This window comes from Streptomyces sp. V4I8 (genome assembly GCF_041261225.1).
GTDB lineage: Bacteria > Actinomycetota > Actinomycetes > Streptomycetales > Streptomycetaceae > Streptomyces.
On the sequence record NZ_JBGCCN010000001.1, the window covers coordinates 1,008,905 to 1,028,842 of the forward strand.

At 70.5% G+C, this 19,938-nt stretch carries 11 protein-coding genes and 1 pseudogene; 8 read left to right on the plus strand and 4 right to left on the minus strand.

The window, feature by feature from the left end:
* Nucleotides 1–55 precede the first annotated feature (55 nt).
* Nucleotides 56–856: a crotonase/enoyl-CoA hydratase family protein gene (locus ABIE67_RS04630; protein ID WP_370253518.1), complete on the minus strand. Its 801-nt coding sequence runs from the start codon at nt 854–856 to the stop codon at nt 56–58.
* 177 nt (nt 857–1,033) lie between these two features.
* Here ABIE67_RS04630 and ABIE67_RS04635 point away from each other — a divergent pair, with 177 nt between their 5' ends.
* The 3 genes and pseudogenes from ABIE67_RS04635 to ABIE67_RS04645 form a co-directional block, all read left to right on the plus strand.
* Entirely contained in the window at nt 1,034–2,662 is a 1,629-nt protein-coding gene (locus ABIE67_RS04635; RefSeq protein WP_370253522.1) for an acyl-CoA synthetase, read from the plus strand.
* A 338-nt stretch (nt 2,663–3,000) separates the two neighbouring features.
* Nucleotides 3,001–4,755, plus strand: coding sequence for a sulfatase (locus tag ABIE67_RS04640; protein ID WP_370268202.1), 1,755 nt, complete (start codon nt 3,001–3,003; stop codon nt 4,753–4,755).
* A gap of 36 nt (nt 4,756–4,791) precedes the next feature.
* Nucleotides 4,792–5,304 (plus strand): annotated as a pseudogene (locus ABIE67_RS04645) (phenylacetate--CoA ligase); the annotation flags it as partial.
* An 81-nt stretch (nt 5,305–5,385) separates the two neighbouring features.
* Here ABIE67_RS04645 and ABIE67_RS04650 read toward each other — a convergent pair.
* Nucleotides 5,386–6,885 carry an acyl-CoA synthetase gene (locus ABIE67_RS04650; protein WP_370253524.1) on the minus strand — a complete coding sequence of 500 codons (1,500 nt, stop codon included), beginning with the start codon at nt 6,883–6,885 and terminating at the stop codon, nt 5,386–5,388.
* Nucleotides 6,886–7,005: 120 nt separating this feature from the next.
* Here ABIE67_RS04650 and ABIE67_RS04655 point away from each other — a divergent pair, with 120 nt between their 5' ends.
* The 4 genes from ABIE67_RS04655 (at nt 7,006) to ABIE67_RS04670 (ending at nt 15,267) form a co-directional block, all read left to right on the plus strand.
* Nucleotides 7,006–9,444 (plus strand): penicillin acylase family protein, encoded by a 2,439-nt coding sequence (locus tag ABIE67_RS04655; protein WP_370253526.1) that lies wholly within the window; start codon nt 7,006–7,008, stop codon nt 9,442–9,444.
* A gap of 323 nt (nt 9,445–9,767) precedes the next feature.
* Nucleotides 9,768–11,165, plus strand: a complete 1,398-nt coding sequence (locus ABIE67_RS04660) for a cytochrome P450 (RefSeq protein WP_370253528.1) — start codon at nt 9,768–9,770, stop codon at nt 11,163–11,165.
* The gene (locus tag ABIE67_RS04665) at nt 11,149–12,156 is read left to right on the plus strand and encodes a (-)-alpha-amorphene synthase (protein ID WP_370253530.1); all 1,008 of its coding nucleotides are present in this window, start codon (nt 11,149–11,151) and stop codon (nt 12,154–12,156) included. Before ABIE67_RS04660 ends, ABIE67_RS04665 begins: the two co-directional genes overlap by 17 nt.
* A gap of 201 nt (nt 12,157–12,357) precedes the next feature.
* Nucleotides 12,358–15,267 carry an AAA family ATPase gene (locus ABIE67_RS04670; RefSeq protein WP_370253532.1) on the plus strand — a complete coding sequence of 970 codons (2,910 nt, stop codon included), beginning with the start codon at nt 12,358–12,360 and terminating at the stop codon, nt 15,265–15,267.
* Between the two features lie 24 nt (nt 15,268–15,291).
* Here the strand turns inward: ABIE67_RS04670 and ABIE67_RS04675 are convergent, their stop codons facing one another.
* Both ABIE67_RS04675 and ABIE67_RS04680 read right to left on the minus strand, forming a co-directional pair.
* Complete coding sequence (locus ABIE67_RS04675) at nt 15,292–16,845, minus strand: acyl-CoA synthetase (protein WP_370253536.1); 1,554 nt, start codon at nt 16,843–16,845, stop codon at nt 15,292–15,294.
* Nucleotides 16,842–17,951, minus strand: a complete 1,110-nt coding sequence (locus ABIE67_RS04680) for a nitronate monooxygenase (protein WP_370253538.1) — start codon at nt 17,949–17,951, stop codon at nt 16,842–16,844. The genes ABIE67_RS04675 and ABIE67_RS04680 overlap by 4 nt, the downstream gene beginning before the upstream one ends.
* 168 nt (nt 17,952–18,119) lie before the next feature.
* Here ABIE67_RS04680 and ABIE67_RS04685 point away from each other — a divergent pair, with 168 nt between their 5' ends.
* Nucleotides 18,120–19,895 carry a serine hydrolase gene (locus ABIE67_RS04685; RefSeq protein WP_370253540.1) on the plus strand — a complete coding sequence of 592 codons (1,776 nt, stop codon included), beginning with the start codon at nt 18,120–18,122 and terminating at the stop codon, nt 19,893–19,895.
* The last annotated feature ends 43 nt before the right edge of the window (nt 19,896–19,938 follow it).

Below are 19,938 nucleotides of genomic sequence, written 5' to 3' on the forward strand. Positions count from 1 at the left end.
CGCGACCAGCCACTTCCGGCCCGCAGCTGCCAACCGGCCCAGGCCGGCGCAGCGGCTACGCACGCTTGTAGACGGGCGCCCGCTTCTCCGCGAAGGCGCGCGCGCCCTCCCTGGCATCCGCGGTGTCGAAGATCGGCCAACCGCGCTTGAGTTCGGCGGCGAGGCCGTCGGTCTCGGTCAACTCGGCGGTCTCGTACACGGACGCCTTGACGGCCTCGACGGCCAGCGGGCCGCAGGCGTTGATCTGTTCGGCGATCTCCAGGGCCTTGGTCAGGGCCGTGCCGTCGGGGACGACGTGCCCGATCAGGCCGATGTCGGCGGCTTCGCGAGCGCTGTAGGGGCGTGCGGTGAGCAGCATCTCCAGGGCGTGGGTGCGCGGGATCTGCCGTTGCAGACGGACCGTGGAGCCGCCGATCGGGAACAGACCGCGCTTCACTTCGAAGAGCCCGAAGGTGGCCGACTCGCCGGCGACCCTGATGTCCGTGCCCTGGAGCATCTCGGTGCCGCCGGCGACGCAGTACCCCTCGACGGCGGCGATCACCGGCTTGCGCGGGCGGTGGTGGCGGAGCATCGCCTTCCAGTGCAGGTCGGGATCGGCCTTGAGCCGGTCGCGGTAGTGCTCGCCCTCCATGCCGTTCCCGGCGAGGGCTTTGAGGTCCATGCCCGCGCAGAAGCAGCCCCCCGCCCCCGTGAACACGACCGAGCGGATCGAGTCGTCGGCGTCGGCCTCGACCCAGCCGTCGTAGAGGCCGACCAGCATCGGCAACGAGAGCGCGTTCTTCGCCTCGGGCCTGTTGAGCGTGAGCACCAGTGTGGCGCCCTCGCGCCGCACGGCGAGGTGTTCGGTCCCACCCATGACCAGTCTCCCCTCTGACAGAACGAGAACAGGTTGCAGGAGGCGCGAAGGCACTTCAAGGGTTTTCTGACAGACAGTCAGATTCTTTTGCGCGGAGGCTTCCCAGTTGTGCCGCCCTTTGCTCTGATGACCGGCGAACCGTTGGTGAGCCAGGCCCTGTCGAGGTCAGGAGGAGCGGTGGAGTACAACCTTGCCGACCTGTTCGAGTCGGTCGTCGACGCGGTGCCCGACCGCGAGGCGCTCGTGTACATCGACCACCCGGGCACGGGCGCGGAGCGCCGGCTGACGTACGCGCAGCTGGACGCGGCCGCCAACCGGATCGCGCACCATCTGATCGACAGCGGGATCCGCCCCGGCGAACACCTCGGGCTCCACCTCTACAACGGCATCGAGTACCTGCAGACGGTGCTGGCCTGCCTGAAGGCGCGGATCGTGCCGGTCAACGTCAACTACCGCTATGTGGAAGAGGAGTTGGTGTACCTCTACCGGGACGCCGATCTGGTGGCCCTGGTCTTCGAGGCGGAGTTCACGGACCGGGTGGCGGCGGCGCTGCCGCAGGTGGAGGGAGTACGGCATCTGGTGCGGGTGGGCACGGTGCCCCCGGGTTCGGCTCGGTCGCCGGTCGTGCCCGCCGTGGCCTTCGCGGACGCGGAGGCCGCCGGGTCGCCCGAGCGCGGGTTCCCGGCACGGTCGGGCGACGACCAGTTCATCATCTACACCGGCGGTACCACCGGCATGCCCAAGGGTGTGATGTGGCGCCAGGAGGATCTGTTCTTCGCGGGGCTGGGCGGGGGCGCACCGACCGGCGAGCCGGTGAAGAACCCGGAGGAGCTCGCGGAGCGGGTCGCCGCGGGCGGCGACGGCATCACCTTCTTCCCCACCGCCCCGCTGATGCACGGCACGTCCACGCTGACCGCCTTCATCGGCTTCAACTTCGGCCAACGTGTCGTGATCCACCGCAAGTTCGCCCCGGAGGAGGTACTGCGAACGATCGAGAAGGAGCGGGTCACCAGCGTGTCGCTGGTCGGCGACGCGATGCTGCGGCCGCTGGTCGACGCGCTGAACGGGCCGATGAAGGGCACGGACTGCTCGTCGATGTTCAGCGTGTCGTCGTCCGGGGCGATCATGTCCGACACGGTGCGCCGGCAGTTCCAGGAACAGGTCCCGAACGTGATGCTGCTGAACAACTTCGGCTCCTCGGAGTCCGGCTTCAACGGTACGGCGACCGAGGACTCCGGCCCCGACCGCGGCTTCCGCATCCGCGTCAACTCCCGTACTCAGGTGGTCGATCCGGCAACACACGAGCCGGTCGCCGTGGGCGAGGTGGGCCGGGTCGCGCAGTGCGGTCACGTACCGCTCGGCTACTACAACGACCCGGGGAAAACCGCCGAGACCTTCTTCGAGAAGGACGGCCGGCGGTGGGTGCTGCTGGGCGACATGGCCACGGTCGACGAGGAGGGCGTCGTCACCGTGCTGGGCCGCGGCTCGCAGTGCATCAACACCGGGGGCGAGAAGGTGTACCCGGAGGAGGTCGAGCAGGCACTCAAGTCCCATCCCGATGTGTACGACGCGCTGGTGGCCGGCGTGCCGGACGCGAAGTGGGGTCACCACGTGGCGGCCGTGGTTCAGGTGCGCGCGGGTGCGGCGCGGCCGTCGCTGGCGGACATCCAGACGCACTGCCGCTCCCGCCTCGCGGGATACAAGATCCCCCGCCAGCTGGTGCTCACGGACTCGATCCGGCGCTCCCCCAGCGGCAAGGCGGACTACCGGTGGGCACGCGAGGTGGCCGTGGCGGCGGACGGGTGAATTCCGGTCAGGTTCGATTGAACCTAAGGTGACGTGCGGACGTACTCGTGGTGGCAGGCTCGGTCATCGGGCGCTGTTTGCCATGCCATCGTAGGACCGCACGGGAGGACCTCCGGGTGTCGCAGGAGGCAACAGACGAAGTAGCGCAGGGGACGGAAGAAGCGAGGACGAGGGAACCGGTCGAGAAAGCCGAGGCGGTCGAGAAGGCCGAGGCGGTCGAGAAGGCCGAGGCGGTCAAGACGGCCGAAGCGGCTGATGGGGTCGAGGAGGTCGAGGCAGCCGAAACTACTGAGGCGGTCGAAGCCGCCGAGACGGCCGACGCGACCGAGGCGACCGGCGTGGCCGACTCGACCGACGCGACTGAGACGGTCGAAGCGACTGAGACGGCCGCCGAAGCAAAGGCGGCCAACCCCGAGGATCCGGGCGGCTCCTCCCCCTCCCCCGGCTGGTTCGGCTGGCGCCGCCGCTACCCCCGTACGGCACGCGGCGTCACCGTCGGGGCGACCGTCCTGGCCGGCGCGCTCCTGCTCTTCGCGCTCCTCGTGCCGAACCAACTCGAACGGCTCACCCCCGAGGCGTTCTTCCGCCTCCCGGCCGAGGGAATCCTGCTCGCGGGCCTGCTGCTGGCGCTCCCACCGCGGTCACGGCGGCTGATGGCGGTGGTCTCGGGTGCGCTCCTCGGGCTGCTCACCGTCCTGAAGTTCGTCGACATGGGCTTCTACCAGGTGCTGGCCCGCCCGTTCGACCTGGTCCTGGACTGGATCCTGCTCGACGACGCGGCGGAGTTCGTCCGGGAGTCCTTCGGCCGGACCGGCCAGGTGCTCGCGGTGGTCGGCGTGATCGCGCTGGTCGTCGCCGTCCTCGTCCTCATGACGCTCGCGATGGTCCGGGTGACGAAGCTGATGGTCAGCCACCGTGCCGTCGCCGCGCGCACGACGCTGATCCTCGGCACCGCGTGGATCACCTGCATGACGCTGAGCATCCAGATCACCGGTGTCCCGCTGGCCACCAAGGGCAACGCCGACCTGGTCAACAACCGTGTCGAGCAGGTGCGGGCGGGGCTCGCGGACGGACGCGTCTTCCAGAAGCAGGCCGCCGTGGACGCCTTCGCGAAGACGCCGCCGGACCAGTTGCTCACGGGGCTGCGCGGCAAGGACGTGCTGTTCACGTTCATCGAGAGCTACGGCCGTGTCGCGATCGACGATCCCGCGATGGCGCCGCAGATCGACGCGGTGCTCCAGGAAGGGACGAGCGACCTCAAGGCCGCCGGCTTCCAGTCGCGCAGCGCGTGGCTGAGGTCGCCGGTGACGGGAGCCGGCAGCTGGCTCGCCCACTCCACCTTCCTCTCCGGCCTCTGGATCAAGAACCAGCAGCGGTACCGGAGTCTGACCACCAGCGACCGCGCGACGCTCAACAGCTACTTCCGCAAGACCGGCGCGTGGCGCACGGTCGGCGTGGTGCCCGGGGTGCGGCGGGCCTGGCCGGAGGGCAAGTTCTTCGCCCTAGACCACATCTACGACTCCGAGCACCTGGGCTACCAGGGCCCGTACTTCAGCTGGACGCCCGTGCCGGACCAGTTCAGCCTGGAGGCCTTCCAGCGTCTGGAGCACGGCAAGAAGGACCGCGAGCCGATCATGGCGGAGATCATCCTGGCCTCCAGCCACAACCCCTGGTCCCCCATCGCCCGCATGATCGACTGGGACGACCTCGGCGACGGATCCGTCTTCCACCAGATCAAGAAGGAGGGCACGGACCCCAAGGAGGTCTGGAAGGACCCCGAGCGCGTCCGCACCGAGTACCGCCGCGCCATCGAGTACTCGCTCCACAGCCTCACGGAATGGGTCGAGCGCTACGGCACCGACGACACCGTCCTCGTCTTCCTCGGCGACCACCAGCCCGTCCCGACCGTCACCGCCGGCAACACGAGCAAGGACGTTCCCGTCACGATCGTCGCCCGCGACCAGAAGGTCCTCGACAAGATCGCCGACTGGAACTGGACGGACGGCCTCAAGCCCGCCGAGAACGCTCCGACCTGGGGCATGGACAAGTTCCGTGACCGCTTCCTGACGGCATACGGGCCCGGGAAGGACTGAGAGCGCGCCGACGGTCAGGCTGCGGCCGCGCCGCGGTGGGAAGACCACTTCTTCCCGGAGATCGTCGACCCGATCACCGGCGAGGTGCTGCCCGACAGTGAGGAGGGTGAGCTGGTCTTCACCTCGCTCACCAAGGAGGCCATGCCCGTCATCCAGTACCGCACCCGCGACCTGACGCGGCTGCTGCCGGGTACCGCCCGGGCGTTCCGGCGGATGGAGAAGATCACCGGGCGCAGTGACGACATGGTCATCCTGCGCGGGATCAATCTCTTCCCCACCCAGATCGAGGAGATCGTGCTCCGCACCCCTGGCGTGGCACCCCACTTCCAGCTGCGTCTCACCAGGGAGGGCCGGCTCGACACCCTCACCGTGCGCGCGGAGGCCCGCCCCGACGCGTCGCCAGAGGTCCGGGAGTCCGCCGCGCAGGCGATCGCGGCGGCCGTGAAGGACGGCATCGGGGTGTCGGTCGCGGTGGAGATCGTCGAACCGGAGTCGCTGGAGCGGTCCGTGGGGAAGATCCGGCGGATCGAGGACCTGCGGCCCCGCTGACCACCGTCACCGGCCCGCCCAGCTGCCGGCCACGGTCGAGCCCGACCCGACCCGTGTCCGCCCCCGAACCGAACCGCTCCCCTAGTCGCTCGCGAACCGTTCCCGCAGCTCCCGCTTGAGGATCTTCCCGCTCGCGTTGCGCGGCAGCTCGTCCACGAACACCACCCGCTTCGGCGCCTTGAAGTGGGCGAGCTTCTCGCGCGCGTGATCGATCAGTTCGGCCTCGCTCACCTCGCCGCGCGGGACGACGACCGCCGTGACGGCCTCGATCCACCGCTCGTCGGGCAGGCCGATCACGGCGACCTCCGCGACGTCCTCATGCGTGTACAGGGCGTCCTCGACCTCACGTGAAGCGATGAGTACGCCACCGGAGTTGATGACGTCCTTCACCCGGTCGACGATCGTGAAGTAGCCGTGCGCGTCCCGCACCGCGAGGTCGCCGGAGCGGAACCAGCCGTCACGGAAGGCCTCCGCGGTCTCCTCGGGCTTGTCCCAGTAGCCCTCGCACAACTGCGGGGAACGGTAGACGATCTCGCCGGAGGTGCCGTCGGGCACGTCCTCGCCGTCCTCGTCGACCACCCGCGCGTCGACGAAGAGGACGGTCCGCCCGCAGGAGTCCATCCGGCCCTTGTGCTCCTCGGGCGCCAGCACCATGGCCAACGGACCGATCTCGCTCTGCCCGAAACAGTTGTAGAAGGCCAGCTCGGGCCATCGCTCACGCAGCCGCTCCAGGACCGGCACGGGCATGATCGAGGCGCCGTAGTACGCCTTGCGCAGTCCGTCGAGCTCGCGGGTGCCGAAGTCGGGGCGGTTGGCCAGGCCGATCCACACCGTGGGCGGGGCGAAGAGGCTGTCCGCGCGGCCGGCTTCGATCAGATCGAAGAGCTGGTCGCCGTCGGGCGCTTCCAGAACGATGTTGGTGGCGCCGACCGCCAGATACGGCATGAGGAACACGTGCATCTGCGCCGAGTGGTACAGCGGCAGTGAGTGGACGGGGCGGTCACCGGCGCTCAGGTCGAGGGCTGCGATCGCGCTCAAGTACTCGTGGACCAAGGCGCGGTGGGTCATCATCGCGCCCTTCGGCAGGGCGGTCGTACCCGAGGTGTAGAGGAGCTGCACCAGGTCCTCGCCGGCCGCCTCCGGGCCGTCGTACGCGGGCGCCGTGGCCTGCCGCGCCAGCAGTGAGTCGTCGGCGCCGCGCAGCGGCATCGTACGGACGCCCTCGGGGAGCCGGCCGGCCAGCGCGGGATCGGTGAGGACCAGCGAGCTGCCGGACTGGCCGACGATGTAGGCGAGGTCGTCGCCGGTGAGGTTCTGGTTGACGGGGACGTGGACGAGGCCCGCGCGGGCGCACGCCAGGAAGGCAATGAGATACACGCACGAGTTGTGGCCGTAGGCGGCCACCCGGTCGCCGGGGGTGAGGCCCTGGTCGAGCAGGACGCTCGCCGCGCGGGAGGCGGCCTCGTCGAGTTCCTCGTACGTCCACGCGCGTTCGCGGTCCTCGACCGCGATGCGTTCCGGCGTGCGTCGGGCGCTGCGGCGCAGCACTCCGTCAACCGTGCTGCCGTGTCCTGGCGTCATGACACATGATCCTCGGTGTCTCGAAGAGACGGGTCAAGGCTGACACCGGACACCGGACCGGGGACACATACCCGTTGGTATGCTCAACGGTTCCTTCCCTCAACGACGTTGGGAGGCACGATGCGCACCCGCCCCAGACGGCTCGTCGTCGCGGCCGTCGCCCTGCTCGCCACCACGGCCGGGCTACTGCCTGCGGCCGCGGCCGAGCGGCAGGACCCGCAGGACCGGCAAGACCGGCAGGAACAGCTCTCGCACGGCGGTCTGTCCGCCGTCGTCCGCTACACCGAGTACGGCATTCCGCACATCGTCGCCAAGGACTACAAGTCCCTTGGCTTCGGCACCGGTTGGGCGCAGGCCGCCGACCAGGTGTGCACCCTCGCCGACGGGTTCGTGACCGTACGCGGCGAGCGTTCGCGGTTCTTCGGACCGGACGCGGCGTCCGACTTCTCGCTGTCCTCGGCGACCAGGAATCTCTCCAGTGACCTGTACTTCCGCGGGGTGCGCCAGACCCGCACGGTGGAGAAGCTGTTCGCCGAACCGGCACCGCGCGGCCCGAGCCGCCAGGTCAAGGACCTCATGCGGGGCTACGCGGCCGGGTACAACGCCTGGCTCGAGCAGAAACGAATCACCGACCCTGCGTGCAGGGGTGCCGACTGGGTTCGCCCGGTCACCCAGATGGACGTGGCCGCCCGCTTCTACGCCATCGCCGTACTCGGCGGCCAGGGCGGCGCCGTGGACGACATCACCGCCGCCCAGCCGCCCACCGGATCCGCCGCCCGCGGCAAGGGCAGTGGGGCCGGCCCGGACGCCGACACCTTGATACAGGCCGTGCGCGAGCGGACCGCCGACGCGGACATGGGCTCGAACGCGGTCGCCTTCAGCGGTGACACCACGGCCGACGGGCGAGGTCTGCTGCTGGGCAACCCGCACTACCCGTGGCACGGCGGACGCCGCTTCTGGCAGGCGCAGCAGACGATTCCCGGCGAGCTGAACGTCGCCGGCGCGTCGCTGCTCGGCTCGCCGACGATCTCCATCGGCTACAACCCCCATGTGGCGTGGAGCCACACCGTCTCGACCGGAGTCCCGTTCAATCTGCACCGCCTGACACTGGATGCCGCCGACCCCACCGCCTATCTCGTGGACGGCAGGCGCGAGCGGATGACGAAGCGGACCGTGACCGTCGCGGTCAAGGACGGCGCACCGGTGACCCGCACCCAGTGGTGGACCCGGTACGGCCCGGTCGTGGCCTCCGCCGACGGCGAACTCCCGCTGCCCTGGACTGCGACCACGGCGTACGCGCTCAACGACCCCAACGCGGCCAACCTCCGCTTCGGCGACACCTCGCTCGGCTTCAGCAAGGCGCGTGGCACGGCCGACGTCCTTGCTTCCCTGGCCCGGCACCAGGGGCTCCCCTGGGTGAACACCATCGCCGCGGACTCCTCCGGGCACTCCCTCTACACCCAGTCGCAGGTGCTGCCCCGGATCACCGACGACCTCGCGGCGCGCTGCTCCACGGACCTCGGCAAGGCCACCTACCCGGCCGCGGGCCTCGCGGTCCTCGACGGTGCCCGCGGCGACTGCGCGCTCGGGCGCGACAGCGACGCCGTCCAGCCCGGGATCTTCGGGCCGGCGCGCATGCCGACGCTGAAGGACGCGCCGTACGCGGAGAACTCCAACGACAGTGCCTGGCTGGCCAACGCCGACCGGCCGCTCACCGGGTACGAGCGGATCTTCGGCAACATCGGCAGCCAGCGCTCACTGCGCACGCGCGGCGCGATCGAGGACGTGGCGGCGTTGGCGGAGCGAGGCGGACTGACCGTCCGGGATCTGGAGCGCCAGCAGTTCACCAACCGGGTGCCGGCGGCCGACCTTGCCGGGGCCGACACGGCGAAGGCGTGTGCCGCGCTGCCGGGTGGAACGGCGACGGGCACCGATGGCGGGGCGGTCGACGTGGCCGAAGCCTGCTCGGTGCTCGCGTCCTGGGACCACACCATGAACACCGACAGCCGGGGCGCTCTGCTCTTCGACCGGTTCTGGCGGAAGCTGGCGGCGAAGGTCCCGGCCGCCCAGCGGTGGAAGGTGCCCTTCTCCGCGGCGGACCCGGTGCGCACCCCGAACACGCTCAACACCGACGCCCCCGGCTTCGCCACGGCCCTGGCGGACGCGGTCACCGAGCTCCGCGCCGCGGGCATTGCGCTCGACTCCCGCCTCGGGGAGCACCAGTTCGTCGTACGGAACGGCCGGCGCATCCCCGTCCCGGGCGGCACGGAGGGGATGGGTGTGTGGAACAAGGTCGAGCCGGTGTGGAACGCGGCGCAGGGCGGCTACACCGAGGTGTCGACCGGCTCCAGCCATATCCAGGCGGTCGGGTGGGACGGCGGTCGCTGCCCGGTGGCCCGTACGCTCCTGACGTACTCCCAGTCCTCGAACCCCAACTCGCCCCACTTCAGCGACCAGACCCGGCCGTTCTCGGGTGAGAAGTGGGTGACCGCGCGTTTCTGCGAGAAGGACATCCTGTCCTCTCCGGCGCTGAAGATCGTCCGCGTGCGCGAACGCTGAGCGACTGTGGTCCCGTCCCACATGGGGCGGGACCACACAACGCGCGACTATTCCTCAGCCTCGCAAAAAGACGATGCAGCCGAATGCTTCATTCGTGCTTCTCCGTGCCTCCGTGCGCCCCCGTGCAGAAAGGATTCTCGAAACCGGAGATCGGTTGAACTGGGCAGTACATGACTCGAACGCCAAATCGGTGGAGCATCCACCGACTTTCATCCGCCGATCGAGGCAGGTTTTCGATGAGTCGTGTTGTGCCCGAACCAGAACATGGGTGGAGGGTGGGGACTGCACCAGGCATATTCCCCACTGTCAGCAACGGTATCGCGTTGTTTCGGCGTCCGCTGGATTTTCTCAATTCCTTACCCGCTCACGGGGATCTGGTCGAGATACGCCTGGGCCCGCTGCACGCCTGGGTGGTGTGTCACCCGGAGCTGGTCCACGAGGTCCTCATGGACGCGCGCACCTTCGACAAGGGGGGCCCGCTCTACGACCGGCTGCGGACGCTGTTGGGTGACGGCATCGGCACCTGCCGTCATCAGGCCCATCGGCGGCAACGCAGGCTTCTCCAACCCGGCTTCCGCAAGGCCCGCGTCGCCGACCAGACGGAACTGATCGGCGAGGAAGTGGAGTCGGTGTGCCGCGAGTGGCGGGCGGGGCAGGAGGTCGACATCAGCGCGACCATGCTGACGCTGTCGGTACGCGTGATCAGCCGCGTCCTGTTCTCCGACTCGCTCGACTCCGCGACGGCCGCCGAGGTGCACCGCTGCCTCGTCACCATCGTCCGCGGCCTGTTCCTGCGGACGGTGGTGCCGGTGGAGGCCCTGTTCCGGGTACCCACGTCGGCGAACCGGCGTTTCCGGCACGCTTCCGCCCGTCTGCGCGCGATCGTCGACACGGTCATCGCCGACCGCCGGCGCGGCATCCCCTCGAGTGACCGGGACGACCTGCTGGGGGTCCTGCTGGCGGCCGCGCGGAGCAACGGCGAAGCGGCGGCGATCACCGAAGAGGAACTCCGCAGCCAGGTGCTCACACTTATATTCGCCGGAGCCGAGACCACCGCCCTGTGCCTCGCCTCCGCCTTCGAGCTCCTGGCGCGGCATCCCGAGGAGGAAGGCCGCCTGCATTCCGAGGTCGACGTCGTGCTCGCCGAAGGCCGGCCTCCCGGCCGCGACGAGCTGCCGCGCCTCGTCCATACCCGGTGCGTCCTCACCGAGACCCTTCGCCACCGCCCGCCCGGCTGGCTCTTCACCAGGGTCACCACCAAGGAAACGGATCTCGCCGGACAGCGTCTGCCACGGGGTACCACTGTCCTGTACAGCCCGTACCTCCTGCACCACGACCCCGCCTCGTTCCCCGACCCCGACCGCTTCCTCCCCGACCGCTGGAGGCCGGGGCAGGCCGTCGCGGTCCCGCCCGGAGCGATGATTCCGTTCGCCGCGGGCACCCGGAACTGCATCGGGGAGACGTTCGCCATGGCGGAAGCCACGGTGGCCCTCGCGTTCATCGCCCGCCACTGGCGGCTGCGCCATCTGCCCGGCCACGTCGAACGGCTGCGCCCCGCGGCGTCCTTGGGGCCGAGGGATCTGGTGATGGTCTGCGAACCGCGAGCACCACGGCCGGTGGGCACACCGCCTCGGGCGCGCTCCGTCACATCCCGGGCAGCGGTGACCCCTTGCGTCCACGACCCCCGAACGGCAGGTGGCCACGATGTCCATGACGCATGAGGAAGTCGCGCTCGCCGCACCGCACGCGATCCCCGCCCTCAATCTGCGGGAGCTGATCGACGCCAACCTCTACATGCCCTTCCGGTTCCAGAGCAATCCCCACGCATCCGAAGCGGCGGCGGGAGTCGAGGAGTGGCTGAGCACATGGGGGCTTACCGACGAGCCATCGGTAGCGGCCATGATCTGCTACACACGCCCCGCCGAACTCGCGGCCTACAACAGCCCGACCGTGGATTCCGGCCTCCTCCAGATCATGGCCAATCAAATCGCCTACCAGTTCGTCTTCGACGACCAGGCGGAAGACGTCGGCCAGCAGCGGCCCGGTCGGCTGCTGTCCATGCTGTGCGAGAGCGTCGGGATCCTGCGGGACGGCCAACCGCCCGAAACCCCTCTCGGGGCCGCCTTGGCCGATCTGCAGCGGCAGGTGCAGGAGCGGTGCACCCCCGCTCAGGCCGCACGATGGGCCTGGAACAGTCGTGAGTACGTGCACGGTCTGATGTACGAGGCGGTGGCCCAGACCCACCCCGGCCCTTTGGAGAGCGGGCTGTGCCGGTCCATCCGTTCCCTCATCGCGGGCATCGAGCCGTTCCACCCGCTGTGCGAGGCCGCGCAGCCGTACGAGCTGGCCCCGGAGGAACTCCGGCATCCCGTCGTGCGGCGCCTGGGGCGCCTGTCGGTCGACGCGGCGGTGTGGATAGCCGACCTGTTCTCCGCCGTGAAGGAGCAGCGGGCCGGCGGCGTGATCAATCTGGCCCTCGACTACCAGCGCACACACCTGTGCTCCCTGCCGGAGGCCGTCACGCTGGCCATCCGGCGCATCAACAGCACGATCAGCGAGTTCGAGGAGCTCTACGGTGAGATCAGGCCGGAGTTGAGCCCAGCCGGCGTCGGCTATGTGGAGGGCATGGCCGACTGGATCCCCGGATGCTACTTCTGGTCCCGCACCGTGCCGCGGTACGCGGACACGATGGCGGCATCCGCCGCGCCCTGAGCCGCTGTTCGACCGGTCGCCCGCAGCGGAGGGGCCCAAGCGGAAACGAGACATATTACCCAACGGTCCGGGACTTGAACGCCTGCCGCCGAAAGTTCACCCTCCCTGCCGACCTCCTGTTCCAACCCGTCCAAGGGGCATCCGTGCGGGCGTACGCTCGCCCTGTCCGGCGGGGAGCAACGACAGGAAGCGGTAGACCACATGGCCCATGGGCTGCGGCAACCGAGCACCGCACACCGGCCGCTACTCGAACGCACCCGGGAACTCCAGGCACTCGACTCCGCGTTGTCGGACCTCCATGCCACCGTCGACGGCGGGCCCCGGGGGCCACGGGGCGGGTTGCTCGCCTTCACCGGGGAGGCCGGGCTGGGCAAGACCACACTCATCTCGGTGGCGCGCTCCCGCGCCGCCGCACACGGACTCACGGTGGTCTCGGGCACGGGCGGCGAGAAGGAGCAGGGGCTGGCGTTCCGCGTCGTCCGCCAGGTCATGCAGCCCACCCTGGCCACGATGAGCGAAGCGGAACTTCGGGCCTTCCTGGGCAGCTGGTACGACATCGTCGGCGCCGCGCTCGGCCTCGAGGCGACGGACACCACTCGGAGGCCGGACCCGACCGGAGTGCGCGACGGCCTCGACTGGGTCATGACGCGCCTCACGGTGATGAACGCGCCTCTCGTCATGCTCCTGGACGACCTGCACTGGGCCGATGCCGAATCCCTCGACTGGCTCGCCTCCTTCGCGCCCCGGGTGGCGGACCTCCCGCTCCTGATCGTCGTCGCCTACCGGCCCGACGAACTCCCACCCGACGCGACCTCTTTCCGCACGCTCGTCGAGCGCCACGAGAAGCGCCCTCACGCGCTGTCTCCGCTCGGCAAGGACGGTGTGGCGCGGATCGTCAGGAACGAAGTGGGTGAGGAGGCCGAGGACGAGTTCTGCGGCGAGTGCTGGACGGCCACCGGCGGCAGCCCGTTCGAGACCGTCGAACTGGCCATCAGGCTCCGCGAACGGCAGGTGAAGGGCACCCAGGACGAGCTGCACGTGATCGGGGACCTCGCCGCGGCGGTCAAGGGCCCCGGACTGATCGAGCGCCTCCACCGGCTCGGCCCGAACACCGTACGCTTCGCGTGGGCCGCCGCCGTACTGGGTGGGTCCTTCTGCCCCGAACTCGCCGCCGGCATCGCGGTGGTCGGCAGCGAGGACGCCGCCGAGGCGGCCGAGAAGCTGCGCGCCTCCCGCATCCTCGCGGACGGCGACGGGCCCGGGCGCAGCCTGGAGTTCGTCCACCCGTCGATCGCCACGACGGTCTACCGCGACATCCCCTCGAGCCTGCGGGTCGGCATGCACAACGCGGCTGCCGTCGCCGCCCAGGCGGGCGGGTTCGGGCCCACGGCCGCCGCCCGGCACCTGCTGGAGGTGCCCTGCGACGGCCGGCCCGAAGCGGTCTCCGTCCTGCGCGCCGCCGCGCAGGAGTACCTCCGCGCCGGGGCCCCGGAGGCCGCGCGTCGCGTGCTGACCCGGGCGCTGCAGGAACCGCCCCCCGCGGAGGACCGCGCCGCGCTTCTGCACGAACTCGCCTGCTCGACCTTCCTGATCGAGCCCACAGCCACGGTCAGCCACCTCCGGGAGGCGCTGGCAGAGCCCGACATCGACCCCGACCTCCGCGCCTCCATCGTCTACCGGCTGGCCCAGGCGCTGGCCAACACCGACCGGCTGACCGAGGCCGCGGCTGTGGCCGCCGACGAAGCGCGGCGGGCCTCCAATCCGCGTATCAGGCTGCGCATGCAGGCCGATCACTTCGTCTGGAGCGCCTTCCGCGCCGACGAGCCCGACTCGTCCGCCCGCTCACGCCGGCTGACGCGGCTGGCCGAGAGGCTGCCCGGCCGCGGCCTGGAGGAGCGCTACATCCTCGGCCTGCGCGCGTGGGACGCCCTGGTACGCGGCGAGCCGCGGCGAACCGCCCTCGGGCATGCCGAGGAGGCGTTGCGCGGGGGGATGAGCTGGACCGACGAGCACCGCGGCTTCGAGGTGCCCGTCGCGGTCGCCCTGCTGTTCATGTACTGCGACCAGCCGTGGCGGGCCGAAGAACTGTTCACCAAGGGCATGGCCGAGTGCGAGCACAAGGGCTGGAGCGGCTCCCACCTGGCGCAGGGGCAGACCCTCTTCGGCTACATCCGCTACCGTCGCGGCTGCCTCTCCGAGGCGGAGGATTTCGTACGGGCCGGACTGCGCACCGCCGAGCGCGTCGAGGGCGCGGTACCCGCCCAGTGGTTCGCCATCGGCATCCTCATCCAGATCCTGCTGGCCCGCGGGCGGACCGGCGACGCGCGTCGGCTCGCCGACTCCTACCACTACGGCGACGTGGTCCCGAACGCCGTCATCTTCCCCGATCCCCGCACGGTGTACGCCGAACTGCTCCTGGCCGAGGAGCGGTACACCGAGGCGGCACGGCTGTTGTCCGCCGTCGGGGACTGGCTGGAGGCACGGAACTGGCGCAACCCTGCCTGGTGCCCCTGGCAGCTGGACCTGGCCTCCGCTCTCGCCCGCACCGCCCCCGACCGGGCGGTACGCCACGCCCAGGACGCCGTCAAACGGGCGAGGGACTTCGGGGCGGCATCCGCGATCGGGCAGGCCCTGCACATCGAAGCGGAGGTGACCGGCGGTCCGGCCGCCCTCGATCTGCACGCCGAGGCCGTCGCACACCTGGAGCGGTCGCCCGCGTCGTACGAGCTGGCCCGTGCGCTCGTCGGGCACGGCGCCGCGCTTGCCCGCAACGGGCGGGTGCAGGAGGCCGCCGATCGGCTCTACCAGGGGCTGGAGGGCGCCGTTCACTGTGGTGCCAAGTCCGTCGCCGCCCGGGCCCGGCAAGAGCTCTCGGCAGCCGGGCTGCGACCGTTGCCCCTGCGCTACGCGCAGACGGACACGCTCACCGCTCATGAGCGAAGGACGGCCGAACTGACGGTCCAGGGCCACCCGGTGGAAGTGATCGCGAAGGAACTGCGCCTCACCGAGCAGGGTGTACGGCAACTGCTGTCCTGCGTCTATCGCAAGATCGGCACCGACGCGGCGGGCCTCGCCCAGGCCCTGGAGACCTTCCCGTGCCCTCGGCAGTGACCGACGACCGTCGTGCGGCAGCGGTCACACGGGCCGTGTGCGCCCCTCCCAGTACGGGTCCCGCAACCGCCTCTTGTACAGCTTGCCGTTGGGGTCGCGGGGCATCTCGGTGATGAAGTCGACGCTCTTGGGCCGCTTGTAGCCGGCGAGTTGGCCGGCGCAGTGGTCGAGGATCGTGGCGGCGAGGGCGGGGCCCGGTTCGTGGCCCGGGGCGGGTTCGACGACGGCCTTGACCTCCTCGCCCCAGTCGTCGTGCGGGATGCCGAAGGCGGCGGCGTCGGCGACGGCCGGGTGGGCGAGCAGGACGGACTCGATCTCGGCGGGGTAGATGTTGACCCCGCCCGAGATGATCATGTCGATCTTGCGGTCGCGGAGGAAGAGATAGCCGTCCTCGTCGAGGTAGCCGAGGTCGCCGACCGTGAAGAAGTCGCCGATGCGGTTCTTCTCGGTCTTGGCCCGGTCCTTGTGGTAAGAGAAGCCGCCGGTGTTCATCTTGAGGTAGACGGTGCCGAGTTCGCCGGGCGGCAGCCGGTTGCCGTCGTCGTCGAAGATCGCGAGTTCGCTGATCGGCCAGGCCTTGCCGACCGTGCCGGGCTTCTTCAGCCAGTCCTCGGCGGTCGCGAAGGCGCCGCCGCCCTCGCTGGCGGCGTAGTACTCCTCCACACACGGGCCCCACCAGTCGAGCATGGCTCGCTTCACGTGGTCGGGGCAGGGGGCGGCGCCGTGGATGGCGTGCCGCATGGAGGAGACGTCGTGGCGGGCCCGTGCGTCCTGCGGGAGGGCGAGCAGTCGGTGGAACTGGGTCGGGACCATATGGGTGTGTGTGCAACGGTGGGTGTCGATCAGGCGGAGCATCTCCTCCGGGGTCCACTTGTCCATCAGCACCAGCCGGTGGCCTATGTGCAGGGACGCGCCCGCGAACTGGAGTACGGCGGTGTGGTACAGCGGGGAGCACACGAGGTGCACGTTGTCGCCGAACGGCCTGATGCCGAAGATGCCGAGGAAGCCGCCGAGGTAGGACTCCTCGGGTGTCTTGCCGGGCAGTGGGCGCCGGATGCCGCGGGGGCGGCCGGTGGTGCCCGAGGTGTAGTTCATGACCCAGCCGAGCGTGCGGTCCGCGGGCGGCGACTCGGGTTGTCCGTCGAGGAGTTCGGTGTACGGCCGGAAGCCCTCGACCGTGCCGATCGCGTACCGGTGGGTGCCGGGCAGGCCCGCCTCGTCGGCGGCGTGACGCGCGGGTGCGGCGAAGCGTTCGTGGGCGAGGAGCACCTTGGCGCCGGAGTCGGCCACGATCCAGGCGATCTCGGGGCCGACGAAGTGGTGGTTGACCGGGACGAGGTAGAACCCGGCCTGGCTGGCGGCGAGGTAGGCGGTGAAGAACTCGGGGCTGTTGGGCAGGACGACGGCGAAGGCGTCGCCGCGCTCCATCCCGGCCGCGCGCAGGCCGTGCACCAGGCGGTTGGCGGCGGCGTGCAGTCGGCCTGCGGTCCACTCCTCGCCGTCGGGGGCGACGAGGACCGTGCGGTCGGGGTCGGCGTCGGCCTGGGCCCAGAAGCCCGCGGGGGGTGTGCTCGTCACTGGCCGCTCCTTCCTGCGATGCGGTTGATGCGGTCGACGGACCGCTCGAAGCCACGGGTGAGGTCGTCGAAGACGGCCTGGACAGTGCGTTCGCTGTTCATCCGGCCGACGATCTGGCCGACGGGCGTGCCGAGCAGCGGCTCGACCTCGTACTTCTGCATGCGGGAGACGGCCTCGGCCACCAGGAGGCCCTGGAGTGGCATGGGGAGGGTGCCGGGTCCGTTCGGGTCGTCCCAGGCGTCCGTCCACTCGGTGCGCAGTTGGCGTGCCGGCTTGCCGGTGAGGGCGCGGGAGCGGACGGTGTCGCCGGACCCGGCGGCGAGCAGTTTGGCGGTGAGCGCGGTGGAATGCAGATCCGCCTCTGTGGTGGTCAGCCATATGGAGCCCAGCCACACACCTTGGGCGCCGAGGCTGAGTGCCGCCGCCACCTGTGGGCCGCTTCCGATCCCTCCGGCCGCCAGTACGGGCAGCGGGTCGACGGCTTCCACCACTTCCGGGGTGAGCACCATGGAGGCAATGTCACCGGTGTGGCCGCCCGCCTCGTAGCCCTGGGCCACCACGATGTCGATGCCCGCCTCCTTGTGCTTGCGGGCGTGCCGGGCGCTGCCCGCGAGGGCGGCGACGAGCACGTCCCGGTCATGGGCGCGGTCCACGATGTCCGCGGGCGGTGAGCCGAGGGCGTTGGCGAGCAGCTTGATCGGATAGTCGAAGGCGACGTCGAGCTGGGTGCGGGCCACCTGTTCCATCCACCCGGTGATCCGCCAGCCGGACGCCTCCCCCTCGGCCAGCTCGGGTACGCCGTACTTGGCGAGGGTGTCCTTGACGAACTGCCGGTGCCCTTCCGGGATCATCGCCTCGACGTCGGCTTCGGTGACGCCCTCGACCTTCTTCGCGGGCATGACGACGTCCAGGCCGTAGGGCCTGCCGTCGACGTGTGCCTCGACCCAGTCGAGGTCGCGTTTGAGGTCGTCGGGGGCGGTGTAGCGGACCGCGCCGAGCACTCCGAGGCCGCCGGCCCGGCTGATGGCCGCTGCGACGGCGGGGAACGGCGTGAAGCCGAAGATGGCGTGCTCGACTCCCAGTTTCTTGCTCAGCTCCGTCTGCATGGGCGCAGGATGCCGCAGTCCTCCGGACGACGGAAGACCTTTTCTGATACACCGTCAGATCTCTTGCGGGAACACCCCGTTGACACGCCTCTCACCTGACACGAAAGTTTCACCACGCAAGGTGATCCCGGAAAGATACTTTCAGCCGGAGCGGCGGGAGGAACCTCGATGACCGAAGGCAGAAGCGGACTGACCAGACGTCAATTCACCAAGGCCACAGTGGCCTTGGGCGGCGCCCTGGCCCTCGCCCCCTTGCCGGCCGGACCGGCGGCCGCCTCCTCCGGCCGGGGCCCACGCCCCAGCACCCTGCGCCACGGCTCCCCCGAGCGCGCCGGTCTGCTCCCCGGGCCCCTGCGCCGCCTGGTCACCGACGCCGAGGCGTTCCTCGGCCCGTCCCCCGCGCACCCCTGGTACGCGGGCGCCGTTCTGCTCGCCGGGCGGGGCGGCACCGTGGCCCTGCACGAGCCGATCGGCATGGCGGTGCGCTACCGGGCGTACGACGAGAAAACCGACACCGGCATCGAGTTCCCGGCCGACCAGCAGATCCCGATGGCCGAGGACACCGTCTTCGACCTGGCCTCGGTGTCCAAGCTGTTCACCTCGATCCTCGCCGTGCAGCAGATCGAGCGGGGTGCGCTGGGGCTGGAGGCGACGGTCGCCTCGTATCTCCCGGACTTCGGCAGCGCGGGCAAGCAGGACATCACCGTCCGTCAGCTCCTCACGCATACCTCGGGGTTCCGCGCCTGGATCCCGCTGTACGCCGCGCGGACGTACGAGGAGAAGCTCCAACTCATCTGGAACGAGGCGCCGCTGAACCCTCCGGGCACCAAGTACCTCTACTCGGACCTGAACCTGATCTCCCTCCAGCTGGTCCTGGAGAAGATCACCGGCCGGGGACTGGACACCCTCCTCCACGACGAGATCACCGGCCCGCTCGGCATGCGCAGGACCCGCTACAACCCGCCCGCCGACTGGAAACCGAAGATCGCGGCCACCGAGGACGCCCGCAAGCCCTGGTCCGGCCTGGACCGTGGGCTCATATGGGGCGAGGTGCACGACGAGAACGCGTTCAGCCTCGGCGGGGTCGCCGGCCACGCGGGCGTGTTCTCCCACGCCTGGGACCTCGCGGTCCTCGGCCGGACGCTGCTCAACGGCGGCGCCTACGGCGGATGCCGCATCCTGGAGCCGGAGTCGGTGGACCTGATGTTCACCGACTTCAACACCGTCTTCCCGGGCGACGAACACGGCCTCGGCTTCGAGCTCTACCAGCACTGGTACATGGGCGCGATGGCCACCCCGCGCACCGCCGGGCACACCGGCTTCACCGGCACCTCCCTGGTGCTGGACCCGACGACCGACTCCTTCCTCGTCGTCCTCGGCAACTCCGTTCACCCGGTGCGCAGTTGGCGCTCCGGCTCCGTGCCGAGGGCCGCCGCCGCCGACAACATGGCCCGCGCCGTACCGGTCCGCCCACGCCACGGCCGTACGGCATGGTTCTCAGGCATGGCGACCGCCACGACCGCGACACTCGCGCTGCCCGCCCTCGACACGTCCGCCGGCGACGCGGGGCTGCGCTGCGCCCTGTGGTGGGACACCGAACCCCGGTCGGACCTCCTCGCCCTTGAGGCCACGACGGACGGCGGGGCGACCTGGCAGCCGCTCCCCTTCACCACCAGCCGCCGCGGCGAGCAGCCCCAGGACCATCCGACCGGCACGGTCACCGGCTGGTCGGGGCGCGTCTGGCACCGTCTCACGGCGCGGCTCCCCGCGGACCGGCAGCTGGTACTGCGCTGGCGGTACACGACCGACCGGCTGTACGTGGGCCGGGGCGCGTACGTCTGCGGCCTCCGTGTCGAGACGGCGGGCACCGTCCTCTTCGACGAGGCCCGACCGGCGGACGCGGCCCGGATCACGGCGAACGGCTGGACGGCCTCCGCCGACTGACAGTGCGGCGCTCGGCCGGGGCCGAAGGCTCGCCCCACGAACC

Excerpts from the sequence above, each read along its gene's own strand:
- ABIE67_RS04630 (WP_370253518.1), bottom strand. The coding sequence starts at position 856 with ATGGGTGGGACCGAACACCTCGCCGTGCGGCGCGAGGGCGCCACACTG.
- ABIE67_RS04680 (WP_370253538.1), bottom strand. The coding sequence starts at position 17,951 with ATGCAGACGGAGCTGAGCAAGAAACTGGGAGTCGAGCACGCCATCTTC.
- ABIE67_RS04670 (WP_370253532.1), top strand. The coding sequence starts at position 12,358 with ATGGCCCATGGGCTGCGGCAACCGAGCACCGCACACCGGCCGCTACTC.
- ABIE67_RS04655 (WP_370253526.1), top strand. The coding sequence starts at position 7,006 with ATGCGCACCCGCCCCAGACGGCTCGTCGTCGCGGCCGTCGCCCTGCTC.
- ABIE67_RS04665 (WP_370253530.1), top strand. The coding sequence starts at position 11,149 with ATGTCCATGACGCATGAGGAAGTCGCGCTCGCCGCACCGCACGCGATC.
- ABIE67_RS04650 (WP_370253524.1), bottom strand. The coding sequence starts at position 6,885 with ATGACGCCAGGACACGGCAGCACGGTTGACGGAGTGCTGCGCCGCAGC.
- ABIE67_RS04685 (WP_370253540.1), top strand. The coding sequence starts at position 18,120 with ATGACCGAAGGCAGAAGCGGACTGACCAGACGTCAATTCACCAAGGCC.